We start from the raw sequence: 1,355 nt of genomic DNA, 5'->3' as shown, positions 1-1,355 counted from the left end.
CATTCTCGTGGAGATCGAGCCGGGATTGTTCGCTCAGCCGCGTCCATAGCCCGGCAACGAGCCCGTGACCAGCCCTCCTCATGCAGCGCAAGCGATCAAAGGGACATCAACTCGCGAACCGCCCTCTGATAGCTCTGGTCGTACAACACCACGGTGCGGACCGGCAGGTTCACCCCGTCGGTGAGGGTCGAGGTGCAGGTCAGATAGGGCAGGGCGTCTTCACGCACGGCGTCTTCCAACGCCTCCAGGACTTCGATGGGCAGGCCGGCGTGGTGGAAGCCGACGCCGTTGCGCAGGCACGGGATCAGCGGATGATCGTTGCCGAGCTGGCTGCGGACGAAGTCGACCAACGGCCCCATCTCGGGGCGCTCACTCAGAGCCTGGGCCAGGCCTTGGGCCAGTTGCTGTGCTTGGGTGCGGGTGCCGGTCACCACCAGCACTGATCCGGCGTGTCCGAGCTCGACGATCATCTGGCTGGCGATGATGTAGTTCTTGGTCGAGCGGGTGGTGTCGCGGCTGAGTCCGACCTGATGGAGTTCGCCGGTCTTGGCCTGACGAACCAGTTGCCAGCCAGTGTCACCGGTAGTGGTCAGGTGTTCGGTGCGGCCATCGGCCATCCGCAACCGGATCTGGCCGGTGAGCGGCGTGATGAGCCGGAAAGGCCATACCCGCCCGGCGATGCGCTGGCTGCGGGTGCGCAACCAATCGGCTCGGGTGGTGAAGACGGCGTGCAGCCGGCGTGGTCCGCGCCATTGGGATTCCTGTCGCAGGGCTTGACCGTCGGGGCTGAGCCAAGCATCAGGGTACTTGCGGGATCGGACGCCTCCGCCTGCCTGCCAGCAAGGCGATCTTCTGACAGAGCGCTTTACCTAGAACGGCGACTCGTCCCCTAATGGCGTCGGCATGGCCGACGCCCATGAGTCATCCATCAGTGACCGAGGTGGCTTCGCCACGACCTTGGCGCCGTGCACCGCGGATCCGTTCCTCATCGACGGCCGCGTTCCACTGCTCCCGGAGCACCTCCCGGAAGGCCACGTCCTCCGGACCGTCGTAGCCCTGCCATCTTCCCCCCGGCACACCTCGTCCGGGTCGACGTCGGCGAGCGTGGCGCAAGCGATCAGAGATGAGATCAATGCGAAACCCAACTGACCGGACAGTCAATATCGAGATCAACGATCTAATCTCGATCACTCAGCAAGATGATTCATCAAAGCACTGATGTCCCTTCGGGCCTGTCCAGTAAACGGTGTAACTCGATCTTGAATTAGTTCTATCGGGTGGTCGGGTTCAGGCGGCCTTCGAAGGTGATGGCGAAGGCGTTGAGAGCGGCTTTCCAGCGGGTGATCCAGCGTTTG

General features: G+C 63.5%; 1 protein-coding gene. It reads right to left on the bottom strand.

Translation table 11 applies throughout. The features are described 5' to 3' along the window. Nucleotides 1-95 precede the first annotated feature (95 nt). Nucleotides 96-701: a helicase C-terminal domain-containing protein gene (locus tag EJK15_RS69380; protein WP_138720935.1), complete on the bottom strand. Its 606-nt coding sequence runs from the start codon at nt 699-701 to the stop codon at nt 96-98. Nucleotides 702-1,355: the final 654 nt, after the last annotated feature.

Origin of the sequence: Nonomuraea basaltis (assembly GCF_005893125.1) — a bacterium.
GTDB classification, from domain to species: domain Bacteria; phylum Actinomycetota; class Actinomycetes; order Streptosporangiales; family Streptosporangiaceae; genus Nonomuraea; species Nonomuraea basaltis.
The sequence above is the reverse complement of the archived record's forward strand: the minus strand, read 5'-3'. Positions and strand labels throughout refer to the sequence as shown.